This is a genomic window from Deinococcus budaensis, assembly GCF_014201885.1.
GTDB classification, from domain to species: domain Bacteria; phylum Deinococcota; class Deinococci; order Deinococcales; family Deinococcaceae; genus Deinococcus; species Deinococcus budaensis.
Map to the genome: position 1 here is coordinate 86,068 of NZ_JACHFN010000004.1, position 20,359 is coordinate 106,426.

Genomic DNA, 20,359 nt, shown 5'->3' on the forward strand with positions numbered 1-20,359 from the left:
AGGGTGAATCTGGCCGCGCCGCGTTGTAGGGTTGGACAAATGCGGGACACGGCGCCCCCTGACCTCGGCCCCCAGGACCTGTTCGCCCTGCCGGGGGTGACGGCGCTGCTCGCGGCGCTGCGCGCGGCGGTCGGGGGCGCGCAGCCCGAGCGCGAACTTGTCACGCTGCTCGCGCGGGTGACGGGCGGCCGGGCCGAGATCCGCGCGAGCTGGGGCGATGTGGTGGCCTCGGCGGGGGAGGCGGCGGGGCCACCCGTTACCCGTCGCCTGAGCTATGGGGACGCGAGCGGCGAGCGGCAGGTGGGCCGCCTCACCCTGGCGGCGGCGGAAGCCTGGGCGCCGCTGCTGCCGCTGGCGGCGGAATATGCCCTGCTGGCGCGGCTGCAAGCGGCGGCGGCGGGCGCGGCGCGGCGGCGGGTGGGCGAGCGGACCCTGGACGCGCTGCTGTCGGGCGGCCGGGCCGAGGGGGGAGCCGCCGAGACCGAGGCCGTGGCGCTGGGGGTCGCGGCCTTTGCCCGGCCCCCGGCTCCCGGCACAGCGGCCCGGAGCGCCCACGCGCACGCCCTCGACGTGCTGGCGGCGGCCGGCGAGGGCTACTTTCTGGAACGCGGGCTGGCCTCGTATTCCACCGTGCGCGGCGGGCGGGCCGTGTGGCTGTGGCAGACGGGGGACCTCGCGCGGGAGGCGGCGGGGCTGCACGCGGCGCTGACCGCCAGCACCGCGCAGGACGTGCGCCTGGGCGTCAGCGGGGTGCACCCCGGCCCCCAGCACGCCCCCGCCGCCGAGCGCGAGGCCCGCCACGCCCTGGCCGCCACCCGGCAGGAGCGGTCGCTGACGACCTACCACACGATGGACCCGCTCTACGCCCTGCTGGCGGGCGGCGGCCTGGAGACCCTGCGTGATCAGGTGCGGGCACGTCTGGGCGCGCTGGACGACGGCGGACGAACCGAGGCCACCCTGCGCGCCTACCTGGGGTTCTCCGGCCCGCTGCCCGAGCTGGCCGCCCGGCTCAACATCCATGTCAACACCCTGCGCTACCGCCTGCGCCGCGCCGAGGGAGCGCTGGAGGGTAGCTTGCGCGATCCCTCGCTGCTCGCCCGGCTCTACCTGGCCTTCGAGGCGGAACCGGGCACCGGGGAGCCGCCCAGAGGGGAGAAGACCCAGAGGAAAGCGGGCACACCTGCGCCGCCCCGCTCCCGGGCCGGGGACCCGGGACGCGGTCAGCCTCAGCGCACCTCCTGAGCGAGCAGCCCGGCGAACTGCTCGGCGCTTTGCGGGCGGCCGGTCAGGTAGCCCTGCACCTGATCGCAGGCGCGCCTATGCAGAAAGTCGAGCTGTCCGGCATGCTCGACCCCCTCCGCCGTGACCTCCAGACCCAGGGCGTGGGCGAGGTCCATCACCGCCGTCACCAGCGCCTCGTCGCGGGCCGCCGAGGGCAGGCCGCTGGCGACGCCCGCTGTGAAGGAGCGGTCGATTTTCAGCGCGTCGATGGGGTACTGCTTGAGGTAGGCGAGGTTGGAATACCCGGTGCCGAAGTCGTCCACCGCGATTCGCACGCCCAGGTCCTTGAGACGGTGCAGGGTCTCGTGGGCTTCCAGCGCCTGCATCAGCATGCTTTCGGTGAGTTCCAGTTCCAGTTGCTGCGGCGCCAGTCCCGACGCGCGCAGCGCCCAGGTCACCGCCTCGGTCAGGTCGGGTTGCTGAAACTGCCGCGCCGAGAGGTTGACCGCCATGCGCAGCCCTGGCGCGAGGCGGCTCCAGGCGACCGCCTGCTCGCAGGCCTGACGCAGCACCCAGGCCCCGATAGGCACGATCAGCCCCGTCACTTCCGCCAGCGGAATGAAGTCGGCGGGCGGCACCAGCCCCAGCTCGGGATGCTGCCAGCGCAGCAGCGCCTCGGCGCCGGTCAGCCGCCCGCTGCGGGGGTCGAACTGCGGCTGGTAGTGCAGCACGAACTCGCCGCGCTCCAGCGCCCGGTGCAGCGCACTTTCCAGCGTCATGGCGGCCAGGCGCTCGTCGCCTTCCGGGGTGTACAGGGCGTAGCCGCCGCCCCGGCGCTTGGCCTGGTACATCGCGGTGTCGGCCTGTTGCAGCAGGGCCTCGACCACCGCGCCCCCCGGCCCCGACACGCTGAAGCCGATGCTGGGGCGCACGAAAACCTCGCGCCCCGAGAGCATGAACGGCTGACTGAACGCCTGAATCAGCCGCCCGGCCACCCCGCGCACGGCCTGTTCGGTCTCGGCGCGGCCCAGCACCATCAGGAACTCGTCGCCGCCCATGCGCGCCAGGGTGTCGCCCCTGCCCAGCACCCCGCGCAGCCGGGCGGCCACCTGCTGCAAGAGGGCGTCGCCCACGCTGTGCCCCAGGGTGTCGTTGACCAGCTTGAAGCGGTCGAGGTCCATCAGGCCCACGGCCACCGCCTCGCCCGCCCCGCGCGCCTCTTGCAGCCGCCGCTGCAACTCGCGCTCGAACAGCACCCGGTTGGGCAGGTTGGTCAGCGCGTCGTAGAGGGCCTGGCGCTCCAGTGCCGAGTGGGCCTGATAGCGCTCGATCACCAGCGCCGCAAGCTGCGCCGCCGCGCCCAGCTGGGTGCGTTCGTCGGCGTTGGGCGGCCCGCCCCCCGCGCTGGCCGGGCCGCGCAGCAGCAGGGTGCCCAGCCGGGCGCCGCCGTCCCCGCCCGTCACCGGATGCCGCCAGAGGCGGGGGTCTTCTTCCCCCGCCGGGCCAGCCTCGTCCGCGTCCGCCGTCCCGGCGTCCCTGGCCCACTTCAGCTGCGCGCCGGGTCCGGTGGCCGGTTCGGCCTCCGGGTGGGCCGTGAACACTTCAGGGGCGGCGCCGGGCCGCTCGCCGGGCAGCGCCAGGGCCGCGCGCCGTCCCGGAAACTGCCGCTCCAGGGTGCGCAGCAGCTGCGCCAGCACCTGCTCCAGCGGCGCGCTCTTGGCCGCGAGTTCCAGCACCTGCGCGCGCCCCCGGTCGAGGTGCTCGGCAAACTGCTTGCGCTCGGTGATGTCGCGCTGAATCGAGATCCAGTGGGTGTACCAACCGGTCTCGTCGGCCACCGGCGCGATGGACAGCTCGACCCAGAACTCGCTGCCGTCCTTGCGGTAGTTCACGACCTCGACCTCGACACTTTTCCAGCGCTCGAGGGCGTGGCGAATGCGGTCGAGCACCTTGCGGTCGGTGCGCGGCCCCTGAAGCAGCCGGGGGGTCTGGCCCAGCACCTCCTCGGCCGCGTAGCCGGTCGTGCGGGTAAAGGCGGCGTTGGCGTACACGATGCGCGGCCCCGGCTGATCCACCGGCTCGGCCTCGGTGATCAGCACCGAGTCGTTGGCGTGGGCCAGGACCGATTCGAGCAGCGCGAGTTGCCGCAGCGCGAGGTGGTGCGCCCCCTCCTCGCGCGACACCCGCTGCACGGTGCCCACCAGCCCGCCGGGCAGCGGGGCCGCCGTGAGGGCCACCGTCGCCTGCTCGCCGTCCGGCTGCGGCAGCTGAAGGTACTGCGGGGGGGTGGGCACCTGCCCCCGGGCCGCGCTGCGCCGCAGGGCCGCAAAGGCGCTGGCGAGGTGGGTGTGGGCGATCTGCTGGCCCAGCACCTCGCTGCCGCGCAGCCCCAGGGTCTGTTCCGCCGCGCGGTTCCACTGCTTGACCAGGCCCTCCAGCGTCAGGGCGTACACCGCCAGCGGCGCGGCCTGCACCACTGCCTCGAGCTGGTCGTGGGCCTCGCGCAGCCGCGTCCCCTCGGCGTGCAGCTCCAGTTCGTGCAGCAAGCAGGCCACCAGCGGATCCGGCCCGGCCTGACCGCCAGAGTCGCCCGGCAGGCGGCCCGGCCCCGCCGCCGCCCCCCAGAACCGCAGCGAGCCGCTCAGGTCGCCCTGCTCGAAGGTCAGCGCCGAAGGTTCGGCCTCCCCGCAGGCGGGCGGCGTGAACTCTTCCGGCCAGCTGCCCTGCCACAGGTCCCCGCCCTGCCGGAGGCTCAGCGTGGCGGCGCGGGCGCCCAGCAGCCGCGCCCACAACCGCAGCAGCGGCGCAAAGGCCCCGGCGGGCAGGGTGGACAGGGCAAAGGAGACGGAAGGCGGGTCAGGGGCAGCGGACATCGAAACCTCGGAAGCAGAAAGGCGGCCAGGGCACAGGGGGAGAGGGGACCGGGCCACCCCGGGCAGGGTGCGGGAGCGGCGGTAGACGAATCAGGACATGACGCCGCTTGCAGAAGTCTTACGCCCGGGGCGCGCGGGCCAGGCGGCGCGCCAATGTAGAGTCCGGCTTCCTTTCCTCTTGGAGAGATGCCTTACAGGATGAAGAGCGCCCGGCAGGTGTGCGGCGTGCCCCCCGCCGGGCGGGGGTGCCCGGCCAGACCGGACGGCATGCGTGGACAGGGGCGCGCGCCCCGCCGCCGCGCTGGCCGCGCCTTCTGCTAGCATCCGGGCAAGCACAGTTTCAGCGTTCCTGCCGTCCGGCCCTCTGCCCGAGCGGCGCGTCCCCCCGTGGAGGTCTATCCCATGAAGCGTTCTGCCCGTCTGCTCGTGACCGCCCTGCTCGCCTCCTCCTCGCTCGCGCTGGCCGACGTGCGGGTGGGGGTGGTGGTCTCCTCGACCGGCCCGGCGGCCAGCCTGGGCATTCCCGAGAAGAACACGGTGGCCCTGCTGCCCCAGACGATCGGCGGCCAGAAGGTCGTCTACACCATCCTCGACGACGCTTCGGACACCACCGCCGCCGTGACCGCCGCGCGCAAGCTGATTCAGGAGGGCAAGGTGGACCTGATCGTCGGGACCACGACCACGCCCGCCTCGCTGGCGATGATCGATGTGGCCGCCGAGGCAAAGGTGCCCATGATCAGCCTCGCGGCGTCCGAGGCGATCATCAAGCCGGTGGACGCCCGGAGAAGCTGGGTCTTCAAGACCCCGCAGACCGACGCGATCATGGCCGCCGCCATCGCCGCGCACATGCAGCAGAACAAGGTCAAGACCGTGGGGTACATCGGCTTCAACGACGCCTACGGCGAGGGCTGGCTCGCCGAACTTCAGAAGAACGCGGCGGCGCGCGGCATCCGGGTGGTGGCGGTCGAGAAGTACGGCCGCAGTGACACCAGCGTGACCGGGCAGATTCTCAAGGTCGTGGCCGCGCGCCCCGACGCGGTCTTGATCGGCGCTTCGGGCGTGCCCGCCGTGCTGCCGCAAAAGACGCTGAACGACCGCGGCTACGCGGGCAAGATCTACCAGACGCACGGGGTCGCCAATGCCGACTTTCTGCGGGTGGGCGGCAAGGATGTGGAGGGCGCGATTCTGCCCGCTGGGCCGGTGCTGGTGGCCGACCAGCTGCCCGCGACCAACCCCAACCGCCGGGTGGGCCTGAGCTACACCCAGGCCTACGAGGCGCGCTTCGGTCAGAATTCTGTCAGTACCTTCGGAGCGCACATGTGGGACGCCGGGCTGCTGATGCAAAAGGCGATCCCGGTCGCGCTGAAAAAGGCCAAACCCGGCACCCCGCAGTTTCGCGCCGCCCTGCGCGACGCCCTGGAAGGCACCAAGAACGTGATCGGCGCGCACGGCATCTTCAACATGTCGCCCACCGACCACCTGGGCCTCGACGCCCGCAGCCGCGTGATGGTGCAGGTCGTGAACGGCACCTGGAAGCTGCTGAGGTAACGCGCGGCGGACCCGGGAGGCGGGGGGAGGCCGGGCGCAGCGTGGTATCCGGCACCCCCCCCAACCTATGAAGACAAGCGGAAGCGATGACGGGGGAGAGGAGAGGTGGACCCTTGACGGACCCGGCGGCAGGCTGGCTGGAGCAGCTGCGCGCACGTCTGGAGGGGCGCGTCAGCGTCCAGCCCGGCGACCTGGCGGCGCACGCGCACGACGAGGGCACCCCGCTGACCTGGACGCCCGGCGCGGTCGTCTTCGCCGGGTCGGAGGCGGACGTGCTGGAGACGCTGGCGGTGGCCCGCGCCTTCCGGGTGCCCGTGACGCCCTGGGGCGCGGGCACCAGCCTGGAGGGGGCGGCGCTGCCGTTGCCGGGGGCGCTCTCGCTCGACCTCGGCGGCCTGGACGGGGTGGGCGAGGTGGACCCGGTCGGCTTTACCGTGACGGTGGGGCCGGGGGTGCGGCGGCTGAGCCTCAACCGCCGCCTGCGCCCGCACGGCCTCTTCTTTCCGGTGGACCCCGGCGCCGACGCGAGCTTAGGCGGGATGGCGGCCACCAACGCCAGCGGCACGACCACCGTGCGCTACGGCGGAATGCGCGAGAACGTGGCGGCGCTGCGGGTCGCCCTGACCGACGGGCGGGTACTGAGCCTCGGCCGCGCCGCGCGCAAGAGCAGCAGCGGGTATGCCCTGGGGCAGCTCTTTATAGGGTCGGAGGGCACGCTGGGGGTCATCACGGCGCTCACGCTGCGGCTGCATCCCCTGCCGCCGAGCGCGGCCAGCGTGCAGCTCGCCTTCGGGGACGTGGCCTCGGCGGTGGCGGCCAGCGTGAGCGTGCGCGGGCTGGGCCTCGCGCCCGAGCGGCTGGAATTCGTGGACGCGGCGACGGTGGCCGCCGTCAACCGCCACCGTGACCGCCGCGACCCGGAAGCGCCGACCCTCTGGGTGGGGGTCGCGGGCCGCGACCGCGCGGACGTGGAGGCGCAGCTCGCCCTGCTGCGCGAGGCCGCCGCGCCCCACGGCGGCACGCTGGTGGGCGAGGCCCGCACGCCCGAGGCGGAAAGCGCGCTGTGGGCCGCCCGGCACGGTGTCTACGACGCGCTGCGGGCGGCCTGGCCCGGTCACGCGACCCGCATCGCGGACGTGTGCGTGCCGCTGCCCGCGCTGGCGGGAACGGCGGCATTGGCCCAGCACCTGTTGGAAACCTCCCGCTTGACTGCGCCCCTGGTCGGCCACATCGGCGACGGCAACCTGCACCTGCTGCTGCACGCCCGTCCCGACGACGAGGACGCCTGGACCCGCATCGACCACGTCCTGCATGCCCTGGCCACCCACGCCGTCGCGGTCGGCGGCACCTGCACGGGCGAACACGGGGTCGGCCTGCGCAAGCGGGCCTACCTGCGCGCCGAGCACGGGGACGCGCTGGACGTGATGCGCGACCTCAAGGCTCTGCTGGACCCGCTTGAATTGCTCAACCCCGGCAAGGTCGTGGGCGACCCGTCCACCCTGCCCGGCTGGAATTCCAACTGGAGGCCCGATGTTCCAACCTGACCGTGAAGCGCTGCCCCTCGCGGAGCTGCGCGCCCTGCAACTCGCGCGCCTCCAGACGATGGTGGCCCGGCAATACGAGTGCGTGCCCGCCTACCGCGCCCGCTTCGAGGCGCTGGGGTTGACCCCGGACGACCTGCGGACGCTGGGGGACCTCGCCCGCTTTCCGCTGACGCGCAAGGCGGATCTGCGCGACAACTACCCGCTGGGCCTGACCGCCGTACCGCGCAGCCAGCTCCGGCGGCTGCACGCCAGCAGCGGCACGACCGGGAAGCCGACGGTGGTCGCCTACGACCAGAACGACCTGGGCGTGTTCGCGGAGGTCGTCGCCCGCAGCCTGTACGCGGCGGGCGCGCGGCCGGGCATGACCTTTCACAACGCCTACGGTTACGGCCTCTTTACCGGCGGCCTGGGGCTGCACGGGGGTGCCGAGCGCCTGGGCCTGTGCACCGTGCCGGTCTCGGGCGGCGGCACCGAGCGGCAGGTCGGGCTGATTCTCGACCTCCAGCCCGAGGTGATCGCCTGCACCCCGAGCTACGCCCTCGTTCTGGCTGACGAGTTCGCGCGGCTGGGCGTGGGGCCGGGGGACACGGCCCTGCGCTCCGCCGTGCTGGGCGCCGAACCCTGGACCGAGAAGACCCGCCGCGAGGTCGAGGCCCGCCTGGGCGTGACCGCGACCAACATCTACGGCCTCTCCGAGATCATCGGCCCCGGCGTCAGCAACGAGGACGCCGCCGAGCAGCGCGGCAGCTACCTGTGGGAAGACCACTTCTATCCCGAGATCGTGGACCCTGAGACGGGCGAGGTCCTCCCCGACGGCGAGTGGGGCGTGCTGGTGCTGTCGTCCATGACCCGCACCGCCCTGCCGGTGCTGCGCTACTGGACCGGCGACATCACCCGGCTCATTCCCGAGCCGAACGCGACCGGGCGCACGCTGCGCCGCATGGACGGCATCCGGGGCCGCGCCGACGACCTGATCATCCTGCGCGGGGTCAACGTCTACCCCACCCAGCTCGAAGCGGTGCTGCTGAGAATGGGGCAGGTCAGCCCGCACTACCACATCGTCCTGACCCGCACGGGTACCCGCGACGACCTGCTGCTGCGCGTCGAGTCCGGCACCGAGAACGCCGCCCTGCGCGCCGAGATCGAGCGCAGCGTCAAGGCGCTGGTGGGCGTGACCGTGCGCTGCGAGCTGTGCGTGCCCGGCAGCCTGCCCCGCAGCGAGGGCGGCAAACTCAAGCGGGTGACGGACCTGCGCGTGCTGGACTGAGCGCAGGAGAGCGCGGGAGACAGGGGGCGGGGAATGCAGGCGCAGAGCGGCAGGGATTCCCCGTCGGCCTGGACCGGGTTCCTCGTCTTGCCGCCGGGCGCCGGGTTCAGGCCGGGCGCGGCGGCTTGCCCGCGCGGGTGCGCCGCAGGAACCGGCCCAGCAGCGCCGCCGCCGCCGTGACCAGCCCCGCCGTCAGCCCGAACCACAGGCCGCGCGGCCCCAGGTCCAGCGCAAAGGCCAGCAGCGACCCCACCCCCAGCCCGACCGCCCAGTAGGCCAGCAGCGAGATCAGCATGGGCACGCGGGTGTCGTGCAGGCCCCGCAGGGCGGCGTTGGCCGTGACCTGCATCCCGTCCACCGTCTGAAACAGGGCGGCGATGGCGAGGAGCGCGGTCGCGGTGCCGATCAATGCGGCGTTTTGCGGGGCGTCCACGTTCACGAACACACCCAGGACCGTGCGCGGGGCCAGCAGCTCCAGCGCGGCGAAAGCGACCATCACGCCCGCCGCGAGGCCGATGCCGGTCAGGCCCGCGCGGCGCGCGCCCGGCAGGTTGCCCGCCCCCGCCGCGTGCGCCACCCGGATACCGGTCGCGGTCGCCAGCCCCAGCGGAATCATGAACACCGCCGTGATGACCTGGAGGGCCACGTTGTGCGCGGCCAGTGCGTCCGAGCCGAAGCGGGCCATCAGCAGGGCGGTCACGCTGAACATGCCGCCCTCGGCGCCCAGGGTCAGGCCGATGGGCCAGCCCAGCCGCAGCAGCGCGCCGATCTCGGGCCGCACGCTGCCCATGCCCGGCACCCGCGGCGCCCGCCGCAGCGCGAGCGGCAGCAGCGTCAGCGCGGTCGCCCAGGCGGTCAGCGCGCTCGCCGCCGCCGCGCCCGCCAGCCCCAGCGCGGGCAGCGGCCCCCACCCGAACGCCAGCGCGGGGCTGAGCAGCAAGACCAGCCCGACCCCGCCCAGCGCGACTGCCGTCACGGTGCGCGGTTGCCCGGTGCCCTCCAGCGCTCCCCGCAGCGCCGTGAAAGCCAGCACCGGCAACATGCCCAGCGCGTACACCCGCAGGTAGGTCGCCGCCAGGTCGGCCCGGATGCCCTCCGGCGCCAGCCCCGGCAGCAACGCTGCGACCCCCCACATCAGCGGCAGCGCGACCGCCGAAAGGGCCAGCGCCAGCCACAGCCCGCCCCGCAGCGCCCGCGCCACGCCCGCCGCGTCCCCGGCCCCGTGGGCCTGCGCGGCCCGGGGGCCGACCGACAGCAGCACGCCCACCAGCACGATGAACACCAGGTAGTAGGTGGCGTTGGCGTAGGCCGCCGCCGCGAGCTGCGCCGCGCCCAGCCGCCCGATCACGGCGGTGGCGACCAGCGTCAGCGCGTTGGTGGCAAACTGCGACACGACCACCGGCCCCGCCAGCCGCACCAGCGCCGACAGCTCTGCCCGCCGCGAGGTGGGAAAGGGGAGAGGACGGGTACCGGGCGTCACCGCCAGAGTGTACGCGGCCCCGCGCCGGGCCATGCCGGGAAGTGGGCGGGAGAGAGGGTCTCCGGCGCCGTCCGGTTCTGCCGCACCGACCCGCAACCGGAACCGCCGTGCGCCTGCCTCTTGACGAAAGTCGTTATAACAAATATATTTCAGGTCAGGCCGACCGGCCTCAAGGAGAGAGGAGATGAGCACCAGCCGCGCCGTTTCGCCCCCCAGACCCTTTTCCAGCCCGGAACACGAGGCCTACGTGACCCTCCAGCGCCTCGCGACCCGGCTGCGGGACGAGACCGAGGCGCTGCTCAAGACGGGGGGCCTCAGCGTCACGCAGTTCAACGTGCTGCGAATCCTGCGCGGCTCGGGCCGTGAGGGCCTGACCTGCGGCGAGATCGGCGGGCGGCTGATCAACAAGGACCCCGACGTGACCCGCCTGCTCGACCGCCTGGAAAAGCTGGGCCTGGTCGAGCGCGCCCGCAGCGAACACGACCGCCGGGTGGTCCTGACCCACCTCTCCCCGGAAGGCCGGGCGCTGCTGGGCCGCTTCGACGCTCCCCTGGCCGAGCTGCACCGGCGTCAGTTCGCGCACCTGCCCCCCGAGCGGCTCGGGGCGTTGCTTGGCCTCCTGTACGAGGCCGCCGCGCCCCCGACCGCCGAGGAGGGCAGCCCCGGCTGACCCCGCCTTTCTCCTCCGGCCTGTTATTCGTTCTAACGACCATCGTTCCCCCACCCAGGAGACCCCATGACCACGCAGAGTGCCCCCGCCGCCCCGACCGCCTCCGCTGCCCAGCGCCTCGACCTCGCCCTGACCGTGCTGCGGGTCGTGATCGGCCTGATTTTCATCGCGCACGGTGCCCAGAAGCTCTTTACCTTCACGCTGCCGGGAACCACGGCCGCGTTTGGCGAGATGGGCGTGCCGCTGCCCGGGCTGGTCGCCCCGCTGGTGGCGGTGCTGGAACTGGCCGGGGGCGCGGCGCTGGTCGCCGGTCTGCTGACCCGGGTCGTGGCCTCGCTGCTCGCGCTCGATATGCTGGGGGCCATCTTGCTGGTTCACCTGCCCGCCGGATTCTTCGCCCCGAACGGGGTCGAGTTTCCCCTCGCGCTGCTGGCCGCCAGCGTGGCCCTCGCGCTGACCGGGCCGGGCCGCCTCTCGCTCGACGCCCTGCGCCGCCGCTGACCCGCCTCCCCACCGCCGCCGCCCCCACACACCGCCGCTCCGTCTTCGCGCCCCTGTTCCGGGAGGACCCCCCCATGACCCAGCCTGCCCACCAGACGCCTGCCCCTTCTGCCCCCGGCCGCCTGCACCCCGACCTGCGCGTCGGCCCGGTGGACCTCACCGTCAGCGATCTGCGCCGCAGCCTCGACTTCTACCAGCAGGTGCTGGGCCTGGAGGTGCTCGCGCAGGCGGACGGCTCGGCCACGCTGGGGGTCGGCACGCTTCCGCTGCTGCGCCTCGGCGAGCGTCCCGGCGCCCGGCCCGCGCCCGCCAGCTCGCCGGGCCTGTACCACTTCGCGGTGCTGCTGCCCACCCGCGCCGACCTCGCCCGCTGGGTCCGGCACGTGGCGGGCCTGGGCCTGCGGGTGGGGCAGGGTGACCACCTCGTCAGCGAGGCGTTCTACCTTCAGGACCCCGACGGGCACGGCATCGAGGTCTACCGCGACCGGCCCCGCAGCGAGTGGCGCTGGCAACTCGATCAGGTGCAGATGGCGTCCGACCCCATCGACGTCGCGGGCCTGCTGAACGAGCCGGGGGCGGGGCAGCCCTTCGCGGGCCTGCCGGACGGCACCGTGATGGGCCACGTCCACCTGCGGGTCAGCGATCTGGAGGCCACCGAGGCGTTCTACCGCTCGGTCCTGGGCTTCGACGTGGTCGCGCGCTGGCCGGGGGCACTGTTCGTCTCGGTCGGCGGCTACCACCACCACCTGGGCCTGAACGCCTGGCAAAGCGCCGGGGGCAGGCCCGCGCCGGAGGGCACGGCCCGGCTGGAAGGCGTGACCTTCACGCTGCCGCAGGAGACGGACCTCGATCCCCTCGCCGGGCGCCTGGAGGCCGCCGGGGTCCCCTTCACCCGCGAGGCGGGCCGTCTGGAAGTGCGTGACCCGGCGGGAACCCGCCTGACCTTCCTCGGGGGAGGCGCGTGACCGACCTCGCGGCGGCCCCGGCCCTGGTCCACACCTTCCAGCCCCCGCGCTCGCCGCAGCCGGGCAAGGCGCCCGCGCTGGTGCTGCTGCACGGGGTCGGCGGCAACGAGACCAGCCTGGCGGGCCTGGCCGCGCGGCTGGGTGGGCGCTTCGCGCTCGTCCACGTGCGCGCGCCGCTGGCGCTGGCCTCGGGGGGGTACGGGTTTTTCCACGTGCGTTTCACGCCCGAACCCGTGATCGTGCCCCAGGAGGCCGAAGCCAGCCGCGCCGCGCTGATCGCCTTTTTGCCCGAGCTGGTGCGCCGTTATGACCTCGACCCCGCGCGGGTCTTTCTGCTGGGCTTTTCCCAGGGGGCGATCATCGGGGCGAGCGTGGCCCTCTCGCGCCCGGACCTCGTCGCGGGGCTGGCCCTGCTGTCGGGCCGGATTCTGCCCGAGGCCCAGCCGCACTTCCGGTCCAGGGAGGACCTCGCCGCCCTGAACGTCTTCGTGGGCCACGGCGTCCACGACGGCAAGCTGGGCATCCACCATGCCCGCGCGAGCCGGGCGCTGCTGGGCGACCTCGGGGTGGACCTCACCTACCGCGAGTACGACCTAGGCCACGAGATCGGCGCGGAGGAGATCGCGGACCTGAACGCCTGGCTGGGGGACGCGGCCCGGCTCCCCTGAAGCGCCGAGGCGGGAACAGGTTCAGCCGAAACAAGGAGGGCGGGGGTCACCTCTGCGGGCGTTTTTTCCCGGCAGGAGTGACCCTCAGCCCTGTTTTTCCGCGCTCTCCGGCGCCCCGCTCTCCGCCGCCTCTTCCTCGCCGCCCTCCCCGATGTCCAGCGCGGGCAGGTCCCCCCCGGTAAAGCGCTTGGTGAGCCAGCGGTCGAAGCGGGCCAGCCCCTCGGCCTGCCGGGCGTAGGCGTCTTGCAGCAGCCGCAGCCGGGCGTGAACCGCGCGCAGGCGCTCGTCGCCCAGGGGAATGTCGTCGCGGGTCCAGTCGCGGCGGTAGGTGCCGTCGAGCGTATGGGTGGCGCGGCGCAGGGTCACCATGTCGCGCGCCTCGTCGAGCGGCACGCCCAGCGCCCGCAGGTCCATCACGTCGCGCAGCAGCCGCAGCGCGTAGGGACCGTACAGCGCCCGGCCCGACGCGGTGACCTGATCGGGCGTCAGCAGCCCCAGGTCCGCGTAGTGCATCACCGTGCGCCGGGTCACGCCCGCTTCCCGCGCGAGTTCGGCGGTCGTGTAGAAGGTGACCGAGGAGGGGGAGGTCAGGGCGTCACCACCACCTTGCCCGTCACCCGTCGCTCCAGCAGGGCACGCAGCGCTTCCGGTGTGCGCTCCAGCGGGTAGCGCTCGCTGACCAGGGGCCGCACGGTGCCACTTTCCACCCAGGCCGCGAGCTGCCGCAGATTCCGGGCGTTGCCGCGTGGATCACGGCGCGCGAACTCGCCCCAGAACACGCCCACCAGCGAGGCGCCCTTGAGCAGCGGGAGGTTGAGCGGCAGCCGGGGAATCTCGCCCCCCGCGAAGCCCACGACCAGGTAGCGCCCGCCCCAGCCGATGGACCGGAAGGCGGGTTCGGCCAGCTCGCCGCCGACCGGGTCGAAGATCACGTCCGGCCCCTGGCCCCCGGTCAGCTCCTTCAACCGGGCGCGCAGGTCTTCCGCAGCGTAGTTCAGCGTCTCGTCCGCCCCATGTTCACGCGTGATCGCCAGCTTCTCCTCGCTGCTCGCCGCCGCGATCACCCGCGCCCCCAGCGCCTTGCCGATGGTGACCGCCGCCAGGCCCACGCCGCCCGCCGCGCCCAGCACCAGCAGCGTCTCGCCCGCCTTCAGCCCCGCCCGGTCGCTCAGGGCGTGCATCGAGGTGCCGTAAGCCAGCGGCAGTCCCGCCGCCACATCGAAATCCAGCCCGTCGGGAAGGGGCATCACGGCATGGGCGGGCGCGAGCAACCTCTCCGCGAAGGCCCCGGTCCCGGTGAAGGCGACGACCCGCTGCCCGACCTGCAACCCCTGAACACCCTCCCCGACAGCAGCGATTACCCCAGCGGCCTCTGCCCCCGGCGTGAAAGGCAGCGGCGGTTTGACCTGGTACTGCCCCATCACCATCAGGGCGTCGGGGTAGTTCACACCTGCTGCCCGCACGTCCAGCACGACCTGGCCGGGGCCGGGGGTGGGGTCGGGAAGGGTCTGGACGGTCAGGGCCTCGGGTTCGGCAAAGGCGGTGCAGGTCAGGGCGCGCATGAATACCTCCGGTGAAGCGGGAAGGGGCGGGGCGGATTGGCCTATATTAACGCCAACGTTCAAAGTTGACGTTCACGGACACATCCCCCCCTCCCGCCCCCAAGGAGACGCTGCGCAATGGCCCCTTTCCTGTCCCGCCGTGACCTGCAATTCCAGCTCTACGAGGTGCTCGACACCGCCGCGCTGCCGGGGCGCCCCCGCTTCGCCGAGCACTCGCGCGAGGTCTATGACGACGTGCTGAACCTCGCCTACAACGTGGCCGACAAGTACTTCGCCAACCACACCCGCGAGGCCGACCTGAATGAGCCGCACGTCGTGGACGGCAAGGTGCGGCTGGTGCCCGCCGTCACGGAGGCGATGAAGGCCTTTCGCGACGCCGGATTTTTCAGCGCCCACCACGACGAGGAGCTGGGCGGCCTGCAACTCCCCTGGGTGGTCATGCAGGCGGTGCAGGCGCATTTCCAGGCGGCGAACATCGGCAGCAGCGGCTATCCTTTCCTGACCATCGGGAACGCCAACCTGCAACGCGAGTTCGCGTCGCCCGAGCAGCAGGAGAAATACATGCTCCCGCTGCTCGAAGGCCGCTGGTTCGGCACCATGGCCCTCTCCGAGCCGCACGCGGGGTCGGGGCTGGCCGACATCACGACGAGCGCCACGCCCAGAGACGACGGCACCTACTCGATCAGCGGCACCAAGATGTGGATTTCCGGCGGCGAGCACGAGCTGTCGGAGAACATCGTCCACCTCGTCCTGGCACGTATCAAGGGCGCTCCGGCGGGGGTGAAGGGCATCTCTCTGTTCATCGTGCCGCGCTACCGGGTCAACGCGGACGGCAGCGTCGGTGAACCGAACAACGTCGTCCTGGCGGGGCTGAACCATAAGATGGGCTACCGGGGCACCACCAACACGCTGCTCAACTTCGGCGAGGGCGGCGAGACGGTGGGCGAACTCGTGGGCGAGGCGGGCCGGGGTCTGGCGTACATGTTCCGGATGATGAACGAGGCGCGCATCGGCGTTGGCATGGGCGCGGTGATGCTGGGCTACGCGGGCTATCTCGCCAGCCTGGAGTACGCCCGCGACCGCCTCCAGGGCCGCGCCGCCAGCGCCAAGGACCCGGCCAGCCCGATGATCCCGATCATCCGCCACGCCGACGTGAGGCGCCTGCTGCTGCGCCAGAAGAGCATCGTGGAGGGCGGCCTCGCGCTGGGGCTGTACGCCTCGGCACTGGTGGATGACCAGCAGACCGGCCCCCAGGAGAGCCGCGAGGACACGGGACTGCTGCTCGACCTGCTGACGCCCATCGTCAAATCCTGGCCCAGCAAGTACAGCCAGGAGGCACTCAGCGACGCGATTCAGGTCATGGGCGGGGCCGGATACACCCGCGACTATCCGGTCGAGCTGTACTACCGCGACAACCGCCTCAACCCTATCCACGAGGGCACCGAGGGCATCCAGGGCAACGACCTGCTGGGCCGCAAGGTGACGCAATCGGGCGGGCGCGGGTTGCAGGTGCTGGTCGAGAAGATTCAGGCCGATCTCGCCGCCGCCGAGGGGCTGGAAGGGCTGGACGAGATTCGCGCGGCCCTTCAGAAAGCCGTGGCCCAGAGCGGCGCGGCCCTGCAAAGCGTCCTCGGCAAGGCCCCGGAGCTTGGCCCCGACCTCTTTCTCGCCAACGCGAACAGCGCGCTGGAGATGCTGGGCCACACGGTGATCGGCTGGATGTGGCTGCGGCAGGCGGCGGTGGCGGCCCGCAAGCTCCCGGAGGCGAGGGGCGACGACGCCGACTTCTACCGGGGCAAGCTGCACGCCGCCCGTTTCTTTGCCGTGTACGAGCTGCCCAAGGTGAAGGCACACGCCGACCTGCTGGCGAGCGCGGACCGGACGACGTATGAGATGGCGGAGGCGTGGTTTTGAGGGCGCGGTCGGCTCTCAGCGGTCCGCCGTCCGCTGGGCAGGACGTTCAGCGCGTCGTGGTGGGGGACAGGACGCTCGCCTACCTGGAGGTGGCCCCGGCCCAGCCCCGCGCCCACGTCCTGTTTCTCTCCTGGCTCGGCGGCTCGCGGCTGGGGTGGGCGGACGTGGTGCGGGAGCTGGGGCAGGACTACCGCGCCCTCGCTCCCGACCACCGCGACACCGGGGATTCGGAGGCCTGCGCGGACGCCTTCACGCTGGCCGATCTCGCGGACGACGCGGCGGCCTTTCTGCGGGCGGTGGCCGCCGCGCCTGCCTTCGTGGTGGGCCTAAGCATGGGCGGGATGGTCGCGCAGCACCTCGCGCTGCGGCACCCGGAGCTGGTGCGCGGGCTGGTGCTGGTCGCCACCACGCCGGGAGGCCGCGCCTCCACCCCGGCGACCGAGCGGGGGCGCGCGGCGCTGTTCCTGCCCGCCGAGTTGCCTGCCCCCGAGCGTGCCCGTCAGGCGTTGACCCTGATGACCCATCCGGGCTTCACGGAGGCCCACCCGGGGGCGCTGGCCCAGGCCGCCGCGAACGCGGAGCGCCATCCCATGAGCGCCGAGAGTTTCCGGCGGCAGTTCCAGGCGATCCGCGCGCACGACACCACGGCGGGCCTCGCCCGCATCCAGGCGCCCACCCTGGTCCTGCACGGCGAGCACGACGACCTGATTCCGCTGTCCAACGCCGAACGGCTGGCGGCGGGCATTCCGGGCGCCGGGCTGCGGGTGTACCCCGGCACCGGGCACATGCCGCACCTGGAGCGGCCGGCCGACTTCCTGCGCGACCTGCGCGGCTTTCTGGAGACGCACGGCTGAACGCTGGGGCGGGCCACGCCGAGCGCCAGGGGCGCGTGACCCCCCGGGTGGCCCCCGAGAGGCTCAGTCGGCGGCGCGGTTGAGCATCAGCACGCCGTCGGTGAGGGCCAGCCCTTCCACCTCCAGCGGAAAATACCCGGCCTGAGCGGGAAGATCCGTCCGGGTCGCCAGCCCTCCCGGGAGGGCGGCGGTCAGTTCCCGGGAGGCGTACAGGGTGGCCGGGTGAGCCGGGTCCACCAGGGCACCCTCTGGCGTGTCCGGGGCCGGGTCTCCGATGCCCCTGTCCGGCGCCGTTCCCAGAGCGCTGGCGATAAAGGCGTACCCGGTGCCGAGGCGCCTGCTGACGTGCGCTCCGGCGCTCCACCACGCCACGCTCCAGTCTCCCAGCTTCATCGTGCTGCGGGGGCGTTGCAGGTGGACGTTGTGGGCGAAGACCAGCGTCGGCCCGCGCCCGCCCTCGCGCTCGGCGATGGCGCCCAGGTGGTCGGCCATCATCAGGTCACGCAGGGCCGATCCCCGTTCCAGACGGCGGTAGTTCGGGGCGGGGTCCGCCAGCCCCGCGTGGTAGCGCAGCAGCCCCACCGCCGTGCGGGCCTGAAGCTGCGCCTCCCAGACATCCGGGTGATCGGCCAGCCCCGGCCCTGACGTTTGCAGCAGGGTCCAGAGGTCGTCGGCCAGCAACCGGAGCTGCCGGGCCTCACGGCTGTTCCCGATAGACTGCGCCGCGTCCATCACGGCGGCCGGATCAGCCCAGCGGGCGTCGTCCCCGCAGAGGCGCTCCAGGGTGGCCCGGTCCACGGGCAGGCTGTCGAGCTGCTCGCTTAGAAAAGCGTGCAGGGCGAGCAGGCTGGCCCGGGGGCTGGGCGCCCACCACTCCAGGGGTGGGTCGAAGCCGTAGAAACGCAGCTGGTCGGCGCGCTCGCGGCCCGTGTTGAAGATCCTCATCCACGCCACGAGGTCGCGGTTGGCCTGCACCCCGCCGAAGCCGTGGCTGAAGCTGCCCTGCATGGCCCCGTCCAGGGTGCCCTGCCCCGCCGTGACGTGGGCATCCACCCGCAGGCCCGCGACGATATCGCTCTCCAGGGCGATGGAGCGGAAGCCGTGGTCCTCCACGAGCGCCTGGAAGATGCGGTTGCGCCACGCGGGGAAGGCGTCCACGCCGTGGGTGGGTTCACCCAGGCCCAGCAACTGGGGCCGGGCGGGCAAGGCGTCCAGAAAGGCCGAGAGGGCGCGGCGCGGCTCGGTCATGTCCCAGCCGGGTGGCCGGGGGATCCGGTCAGACATGGTGTGCTCCTTTTGCCACAGGGCGCGCCCGCTCTGGCCCCCTCATGCTTCCTGTGGAAGATGTGAGGACTCTTACGGGATTGTCTTGACCGAACCTTTATGAATCTCCCGGCGGCGGCTGTGTCGAAGGGGAAGGTCCAGCGCAGCGGCGCGCCGCTTACAGTCAGGCGCGAGCTGTCAGCTCAACCGGTCTGCCCGCCACGTACACGGCGCGCACCTGCAATGCGCGGTCGAGCACGACCACGTCGGCGCGCAGGCCCACCTCCAGCCGTCCCCGGTCCTTCAGCCCGACCGAGGCGGCGGGGGCCGTGCTCGCCATCACGCTCGCCCCAGGCAATGGGACGCCCGCCGCGACGGCGTTCCTGAGCGCCTGATCCATCGTCAGCACGCTTCCGGCGAGGGTGCCGTCTGCCAGGGTGGCGCGGCCCCCCCGCACGGTCACGGGTTGTCCCCCCAGCTCGCTCTCGCCGTCGCCCAGGCCCGCCGCGCGCATCGCGTCGGTGACGAGCAGTACCCGGCCCTGGGCGGCGGCGCGCGCCAGCCGGAAAACGGTGGGATGGACGTGCAGCCCGTCGAGAATGACCTCGGCGCAGGCGTGGGAATCGGCCAGCAGCGCCCCCGCCGGGCCGGGAACGCGGCCCTCTATGCCCCCCATCGCGTTGAACAGGTGGGTGGCGCAGGTCCGCCCGCCCGCCGCGTGCAGCGCCTCCAGCAGCGCGGTCACGGGGTCGGCGTCGGCGCGGGTGTGGCCGATCCCCACCCGTACCCCCGCGCGGGCAAAGGCCAGCGCGGCCTCCCGCCCGCCGGGGACCTCGGGGGCCAGGGTCACGGCCCGCAGGGTGTCCGTCGCCAGCACCTCCGCCACCCGCCCCAGCGTCGGCTCCAGCGTGTGCGGCGGTTGCGCCCCCAGCCGCCCCGGGCTGATGAAGGGGCCTTCGAGGTGCGCGCCGGGCACGTCCGCGCCGCCCGGAACGCCGCCCGCGTTCATCACCTCGCGCACGCCCCGCAGGGCCGCCAGCACCTGCTCCCAGGGCGCCGTGATCGTCGTGGGCAGCAGGGTCGTCGTGCCGTGGCGGGCGTGCAGGCGGGCCAGGGTCCGGATCCCACCGGGGCCGTCCATCGTGTCGCCGCCGCCCCCGCCGTGGACGTGGGTGTCCACGAAGCCGGGCAACAGGTACAGGTCGTCCGGCGCCCCCTCCAGCGGGGTGACCGCCTCCAGCCGCTCGCCGAAGCGCAGCTCGCCCGGAACCACGCCCCCCGGCCCCACGAGCTGGCCACGCAAGACGGTCTGTGGCCCCCGGCTCAACCCTGCCCCCGGCCCTCCAGTTGCCTGCGGTGGTGCCCGACGTGGTAGGCGGCCATCCGCAGCCAGTCGAGCGCGGTCAGCTCGCCCATGAAGGGGTGGAAAAAGGTCCGTTCCGGGTTGTCGGTCGCCCGCTCCAGCCCCGCCAGCAGGGCCGCCCGGGCGGCGGCGTGGCGCCCTGCCAGCGCCTCCCAGGGTTGATCCGGCCCCGGCACCGTGCCGGGCGGCGCCACCCGCTTGCCGCCGATCTGCTCGCCGGGCACCTGGGGCGTGGGCCGCAGCGCCCGGTCGGAAACCAGCAGCGCCGCGATGCGCGCCGAGCTTTCGTTGACCAGAATCACGTGCTCGCTCTCCTGCGCGGCCGTCCACTCGCGGCCCGGCAGCCGCTGGTGCCAGCGCGGCTGCGCGGCGGCCACGGCGGCCTCGAAGGCGTTCAGCTCGCGCTCCAGCCGCGCGCCTACCTCGGCGGGCGAGCTTCCCAGGGACCGCAACGTCGCCACGCTCCCGCTCCACTCTGCTTGGGTCATGCTCCCGAGTCTGCCATGCCCGCGCTTCCTTCGGCCAGTAGGCCCAGCACTCCCTGTAACCGGAATGTTGGTCTCTGGGTGACCGTGATTGAGGCTTTCGCAGTCGAGCTGCCTATGCCCATGTTAAGGTGAATCGTTCTAACAACTTGACCTGCAAAATCCCGATCTTCCTGGAATA

At 73.1% G+C, this 20,359-nt stretch carries 17 protein-coding genes; 10 read left to right on the plus strand and 7 right to left on the minus strand.

What is annotated here, in order from left to right; translation table 11 throughout:
• Nucleotides 1-39 precede the first annotated feature (39 nt).
• Complete coding sequence (locus tag HNQ09_RS06770) at nucleotides 40-1,242, plus strand: PucR family transcriptional regulator (protein ID WP_184027125.1); 1,203 nt, start codon at nucleotides 40-42, stop codon at nucleotides 1,240-1,242.
• Here HNQ09_RS06770 and HNQ09_RS06775 read toward each other — a convergent pair.
• Entirely contained in the window at nucleotides 1,227-4,094 is a 2,868-nt protein-coding gene (locus HNQ09_RS06775) for a sensor domain-containing protein (protein ID WP_184027128.1), read from the minus strand. The genes HNQ09_RS06770 and HNQ09_RS06775 overlap by 16 nt on opposite strands.
• 402 nt (nucleotides 4,095-4,496) lie before the next feature.
• Here HNQ09_RS06775 and HNQ09_RS06780 point away from each other — a divergent pair, with 402 nt between their 5' ends.
• The 3 genes from HNQ09_RS06780 (at nucleotide 4,497) to paaK (ending at nucleotide 8,453) form a co-directional block, all read left to right on the plus strand.
• Nucleotides 4,497-5,642 carry an ABC transporter substrate-binding protein gene (locus HNQ09_RS06780; RefSeq protein WP_184027131.1) on the plus strand — a complete coding sequence of 382 codons (1,146 nt, stop codon included), beginning with the start codon at nucleotides 4,497-4,499 and terminating at the stop codon, nucleotides 5,640-5,642.
• A 113-nt stretch (nucleotides 5,643-5,755) separates the two neighbouring features.
• Nucleotides 5,756-7,186 (plus strand): FAD-binding oxidoreductase, encoded by a 1,431-nt coding sequence (locus HNQ09_RS06785; RefSeq protein WP_246363202.1) that lies wholly within the window; start codon nucleotides 5,756-5,758, stop codon nucleotides 7,184-7,186.
• Nucleotides 7,173-8,453: a phenylacetate--CoA ligase PaaK gene (gene paaK, locus HNQ09_RS06790; protein WP_184027139.1), complete on the plus strand. Its 1,281-nt coding sequence runs from the start codon at nucleotides 7,173-7,175 to the stop codon at nucleotides 8,451-8,453. The genes HNQ09_RS06785 and paaK overlap by 14 nt, the downstream gene beginning before the upstream one ends.
• Before the next feature lie 106 nt (nucleotides 8,454-8,559).
• Here the strand turns inward: paaK and HNQ09_RS06795 are convergent, their stop codons facing one another.
• The gene (locus HNQ09_RS06795; protein ID WP_343057642.1) at nucleotides 8,560-9,933 is read right to left on the minus strand and encodes an MATE family efflux transporter; all 1,374 of its coding nucleotides are present in this window, start codon (nucleotides 9,931-9,933) and stop codon (nucleotides 8,560-8,562) included.
• Between the two features lie 184 nt (nucleotides 9,934-10,117).
• Between HNQ09_RS06795 and HNQ09_RS19115 the strand changes: the two genes are divergently transcribed.
• The 4 genes from HNQ09_RS19115 (at nucleotide 10,118) to HNQ09_RS06815 (ending at nucleotide 12,737) form a co-directional block, all read left to right on the plus strand.
• Complete coding sequence (locus HNQ09_RS19115) at nucleotides 10,118-10,603, plus strand: MarR family winged helix-turn-helix transcriptional regulator (protein WP_184027145.1); 486 nt, start codon at nucleotides 10,118-10,120, stop codon at nucleotides 10,601-10,603.
• 66 nt (nucleotides 10,604-10,669) lie between these two features.
• Nucleotides 10,670-11,104: a DoxX family protein gene (locus HNQ09_RS06805; protein ID WP_184027148.1), complete on the plus strand. Its 435-nt coding sequence runs from the start codon at nucleotides 10,670-10,672 to the stop codon at nucleotides 11,102-11,104.
• A gap of 74 nt (nucleotides 11,105-11,178) precedes the next feature.
• Nucleotides 11,179-12,069 (plus strand): VOC family protein, encoded by an 891-nt coding sequence (locus HNQ09_RS06810; protein ID WP_184027151.1) that lies wholly within the window; start codon nucleotides 11,179-11,181, stop codon nucleotides 12,067-12,069.
• Nucleotides 12,066-12,737 (plus strand): alpha/beta hydrolase, encoded by a 672-nt coding sequence (locus HNQ09_RS06815; protein ID WP_184027154.1) that lies wholly within the window; start codon nucleotides 12,066-12,068, stop codon nucleotides 12,735-12,737. Before HNQ09_RS06810 ends, HNQ09_RS06815 begins: the two co-directional genes overlap by 4 nt.
• An 84-nt stretch (nucleotides 12,738-12,821) precedes the next feature.
• Here the strand turns inward: HNQ09_RS06815 and HNQ09_RS06820 are convergent, their stop codons facing one another.
• Complete coding sequence (locus HNQ09_RS06820; protein WP_184027477.1) at nucleotides 12,822-13,328, minus strand: MerR family transcriptional regulator; 507 nt, start codon at nucleotides 13,326-13,328, stop codon at nucleotides 12,822-12,824.
• Nucleotides 13,325-14,299, minus strand: a complete 975-nt coding sequence (locus HNQ09_RS06825; protein ID WP_184027157.1) for an NADPH:quinone oxidoreductase family protein — start codon at nucleotides 14,297-14,299, stop codon at nucleotides 13,325-13,327. The genes HNQ09_RS06820 and HNQ09_RS06825 overlap by 4 nt, the downstream gene beginning before the upstream one ends.
• Nucleotides 14,300-14,416: 117 nt before the next feature.
• On the opposite strand from HNQ09_RS06825, the gene HNQ09_RS06830 reads away from it, so the two are divergent.
• Both HNQ09_RS06830 and HNQ09_RS06835 read left to right on the plus strand, forming a co-directional pair.
• Nucleotides 14,417-16,213 (plus strand): acyl-CoA dehydrogenase, encoded by a 1,797-nt coding sequence (locus HNQ09_RS06830; protein ID WP_184027160.1) that lies wholly within the window; start codon nucleotides 14,417-14,419, stop codon nucleotides 16,211-16,213.
• A gap of 56 nt (nucleotides 16,214-16,269) precedes the next feature.
• Nucleotides 16,270-17,067: an alpha/beta fold hydrolase gene (locus HNQ09_RS06835; protein ID WP_343057643.1), complete on the plus strand. Its 798-nt coding sequence runs from the start codon at nucleotides 16,270-16,272 to the stop codon at nucleotides 17,065-17,067.
• A 63-nt stretch (nucleotides 17,068-17,130) separates the two neighbouring features.
• On the opposite strand, the gene HNQ09_RS06840 is transcribed toward HNQ09_RS06835, so the two are convergent.
• The 3 genes from HNQ09_RS06840 to HNQ09_RS06850 form a co-directional block, all read right to left on the minus strand.
• The gene (locus HNQ09_RS06840) at nucleotides 17,131-18,351 is read right to left on the minus strand and encodes an erythromycin esterase family protein (RefSeq protein WP_184027166.1); all 1,221 of its coding nucleotides are present in this window, start codon (nucleotides 18,349-18,351) and stop codon (nucleotides 17,131-17,133) included.
• Between the two features lie 163 nt (nucleotides 18,352-18,514).
• Nucleotides 18,515-19,657, minus strand: a complete 1,143-nt coding sequence (gene nagA / locus HNQ09_RS06845) for an N-acetylglucosamine-6-phosphate deacetylase (protein WP_184027169.1) — start codon at nucleotides 19,655-19,657, stop codon at nucleotides 18,515-18,517.
• Nucleotides 19,654-20,181 carry a DinB family protein gene (locus HNQ09_RS06850; protein WP_184027172.1) on the minus strand — a complete coding sequence of 176 codons (528 nt, stop codon included), beginning with the start codon at nucleotides 20,179-20,181 and terminating at the stop codon, nucleotides 19,654-19,656. The genes nagA and HNQ09_RS06850 overlap by 4 nt, the downstream gene beginning before the upstream one ends.
• Between the last annotated feature and the right edge of the window lie 178 nt (nucleotides 20,182-20,359).

Coding starts and splice junctions, on each gene's coding strand:
- HNQ09_RS19115 (WP_184027145.1), top strand. CDS start 10,118: ATGAGCACCAGCCGCGCCGTTTCGCCCCCCAGACCCTTTTCCAGCCCG.
- HNQ09_RS06840 (WP_184027166.1), bottom strand. CDS start 18,351: ATGTCTGACCGGATCCCCCGGCCACCCGGCTGGGACATGACCGAGCCG.
- paaK (WP_184027139.1), top strand. CDS start 7,173: ATGTTCCAACCTGACCGTGAAGCGCTGCCCCTCGCGGAGCTGCGCGCC.
- HNQ09_RS06825 (WP_184027157.1), bottom strand. CDS start 14,299: ATGCGCGCCCTGACCTGCACCGCCTTTGCCGAACCCGAGGCCCTGACC.
- HNQ09_RS06850 (WP_184027172.1), bottom strand. CDS start 20,181: ATGACCCAAGCAGAGTGGAGCGGGAGCGTGGCGACGTTGCGGTCCCTG.
- HNQ09_RS06775 (WP_184027128.1), bottom strand. CDS start 4,094: ATGTCCGCTGCCCCTGACCCGCCTTCCGTCTCCTTTGCCCTGTCCACC.
- HNQ09_RS06805 (WP_184027148.1), top strand. CDS start 10,670: ATGACCACGCAGAGTGCCCCCGCCGCCCCGACCGCCTCCGCTGCCCAG.
- HNQ09_RS06770 (WP_184027125.1), top strand. CDS start 40: ATGCGGGACACGGCGCCCCCTGACCTCGGCCCCCAGGACCTGTTCGCC.
- HNQ09_RS06810 (WP_184027151.1), top strand. CDS start 11,179: ATGACCCAGCCTGCCCACCAGACGCCTGCCCCTTCTGCCCCCGGCCGC.
- HNQ09_RS06780 (WP_184027131.1), top strand. CDS start 4,497: ATGAAGCGTTCTGCCCGTCTGCTCGTGACCGCCCTGCTCGCCTCCTCC.
- HNQ09_RS06830 (WP_184027160.1), top strand. CDS start 14,417: ATGGCCCCTTTCCTGTCCCGCCGTGACCTGCAATTCCAGCTCTACGAG.